This window comes from Hyphomicrobium sp. (assembly GCF_020852195.1).
Lineage (GTDB): Bacteria > Pseudomonadota > Alphaproteobacteria > Rhizobiales > Hyphomicrobiaceae > Hyphomicrobium_C.
The window spans coordinates 1-2,691 of record NZ_JADZBI010000128.1 but is presented as its reverse complement, the minus strand read 5'-3'; the positions used below and the strand labels follow the sequence as shown (position 1 = coordinate 2,691).

Sequence of the window (2,691 nt, the reverse complement as noted above, 5' to 3'; positions counted from 1 at the left end):
CTCGACAAGCTGACGGCCCGCGACGGCAAGATCTCGAAGCAGGAGGGCCCCGCGCTCGGCATCTATCCGTTCGTGCCCAACATCTCGTGGGCAACCGGCTGGGATCTCGCCACCGGACGGCCGAACGAGGTCGAGGGGCAGCGTCCGCCGGCACCCGCCGAGGGCGAGACCAAGGGCAAGGTGATCCAGGTCACGCCGAACTTCCTCGGCGGCACCAACTGGATGCCGATGGCCTACAGCCAGGAGACCAAGCTCTTCTACATCCCGTCCAACGACTGGTCGGAGGACTACTGGACCGAGAACGTCGCCTACAAGAAGGGCGCCGCCTATCTCGGCCAGGGCTTCCGCATCAAGCGCCAGTTCGACACTCACGTCGGCGTTCTGCGCGCTCTTGATCCGCGCGACGGCAAGGTCGTCTGGGAGCACAAGGAGGAGATGCCGCTGTGGGCCGGCGTGCTCACGACCAAGGGCGGCTGGGTGCTGACCGGCACCAGCGACGGCTACGTGAAGGCCTTCGACGCCAAGGACGGCAAGGAGCTGTGGAAGTTCCAGACCGGCTCGGGCGTGGTTTCGCAGCCTGTGACCTGGGAGCTCGACGGCAAGCAGTACATCGGCATCGCGTCCGGCTACGGCGGCGCCGTGCCGCTGTGGGGCGGCGACATGGCCGACCAGACCAAGCAGGTGAGCCAGGGCGGCTCGTTCTGGGTCTTCGAGGTCCCGCGCACGACGGCCTCGGCCGAGTGAGCAAGTCCGGGCGGGGCGGGGTCTTCCTACCGCCTCGCCCGGGAAACCTGCAGCCGGCCTGAGCCACGCAGGTCCGGCTGCCTTTCCCTTTCCGGATGCGATCCATGAACGCGCGCTTCACGTCGTGCAGCCTCGTCCCGCTGCTTCTCGCCCTGTGCGCGGTCGCCGCCGCGGACGCGTTTCCCATCCGCGCCCACGCGCAGGATTATCCCGTCATCGTCAACAAGGAGGAGCGGCCCGATCCCTGGATCGTCAACGGCTGCACCATCGCGCCCAAGACCGAGTGCCAGGGCGCCGATCTGCGGCACGCCGAGCTCAAGGATGCCAACCTCGAGGGCGCCAACCTCAGGGGCGCGAACCTCGCGCGGGCCGACCTGCGCCACGCCAACCTGCAGGGCGCCGACCTCTCCGGCGCCAATCTCGATGGCGCGCGCCTGCAGATCGCCTTCATGGGACGCGCCAATCTCGCGGGCGCGAGCCTGAAGGGCGCTGACCTCTCCTTCACGCGCATGTCCAAGGCCGACCTGTCGAACACGGATCTCACGGCCGCGACCCTCGAGAAGGCCATGGCCAAGGGCACGCTGTTCGTCGGCGCCAGGTTCATCAATACCGACGCGCAGGAGACCAAGTTCTACGAGGCCAACCTGTCGAACGCCGTGTTCGACGGCGTGAAGATCCGCTTTGCCATCTTCCAGGATGCGTTCATGGAGGGATGCAAGGGCTGTCCGCACACTTGGCAGACCGGCACCGCGGTCTGGAACGAGGACAAGACCAAGTGGGAGCCGGCGCCGTGACGCTGACGGAGCGCCGCAGAGCCCGCGTCATCGCCTGCGGGTCCGTGCTTCTCTCCCTCGGCGCCGGGACGGCGCTATCGCGCGACGACCGCAGCGGCCCGCAGGCCTGCCTCGGCATCACGCCGGACGCGGCGCGCCTCGCCTGCTACGACCGCGAGGTGCGCAGCATGGCCGCGCCGCGCTTCGCAGGCCGCCTGCACAAGACGACGGAGCCCTTCCGCGTCGAGGGCCCGACGCTGCTGCGCTACCAGAGCGACGGCCCGATCTTTGTCCTCTACCTCAAATCCCCGGACAACCGGGTCCTCCAGAACCTCCACATCGGCGGCGGCGGCGAGGCGAGCTACCTCATCGAGGAGCCCGGCACCTACGTGCTCGACGTCAACGGCAGCGAGTCCTGGCGCATCTGGCTCGAGCCGCAGACTTCCGCAAAGACCAACTAGCGACGAGGAAACTTCCATGACTTTCCGCACCACCGTCTTGGCCCTGTTGCTTGCGGCCGCAGCGCCGTGCGCGACGGCGCTCGCCCATGGCGACGGCGCGCCGCAGCCGGTCGATACGACCGGTCTCGAGCCGCTTGGCGAGGAGTGGCACTCCATCAATCCCTACCGCAGCGACGAGAAGCAGCGCGAGGCGGCCATCGAGATCGGCTCGCGTGGCTACAACTCCAACTGCGCGCGCTGCCACGGCCTCGAGGCGAAATCGGGCGGCATGGCGCCGGACTTGCGCGAGTTGGGCGAGGGCGAGACCGAGGACGCGTGGTTCATCTCGCGCGTTCTGTACGGCGCCACCGTGGGCGGACGCCAGAAGATGCCGCCGTTCGAGGGCCTGCTGAACCAGGAGGCGATCTGGGCCATCCGCACCTACATCGACGCCCAGCCCGAATAGGACGGGGGACGCATGCGGTTGGGACTTGAACGTATCGCGGCGGCTGTCCTTGCGGCGCTGCTTTTCGCCGGCGCGGCGCGGGCCGACGAGGACGCGTGGAAGGAGATCAGGGCCGACCTGTTCCAGGAGCGCGAGATCGTCGAGGACGGGACCTCGGTGAAGCTGTTCGGCCCCCGCCGGGCCGACGATGCCGCGCTCGTGCCGGTGACGGTCTACGTCGCCGCCGACAAGGTGGGCAAAGCCAGGCAGCTCACCCTGGTCATCGATG

Annotated in this window: 5 protein-coding genes; all 5 read left to right on the top strand. The window is 68.5% G+C overall.

Annotated features, from left to right (window positions below; translation table 11 throughout):
• Positions 1-744: PQQ-binding-like beta-propeller repeat protein (locus tag IT540_RS10460; protein WP_291176908.1), on the top strand; the 744-nt coding region annotated here is incomplete at its 5' end.
• Between the two features lie 104 nt (positions 745-848).
• Positions 849-1,538 (top strand): pentapeptide repeat-containing protein, encoded by a 690-nt coding sequence (locus IT540_RS10455; RefSeq protein ID WP_291176905.1) that lies wholly within the window; start codon positions 849-851, stop codon positions 1,536-1,538.
• Entirely contained in the window at positions 1,535-1,978 is a 444-nt protein-coding gene (locus IT540_RS10450) for a hypothetical protein (protein WP_291176902.1), read from the top strand. The genes IT540_RS10455 and IT540_RS10450 overlap by 4 nt, the downstream gene beginning before the upstream one ends.
• A gap of 16 nt (positions 1,979-1,994) precedes the next feature.
• Entirely contained in the window at positions 1,995-2,423 is a 429-nt protein-coding gene (gene pedF, locus IT540_RS10445; RefSeq protein WP_291176899.1) for a cytochrome c-550 PedF, read from the top strand.
• Between the two features lie 12 nt (positions 2,424-2,435).
• Positions 2,436-2,691: thiosulfate oxidation carrier protein SoxY (locus IT540_RS10440; protein WP_291176896.1), on the top strand; the 256-nt coding region annotated here is incomplete at its 3' end.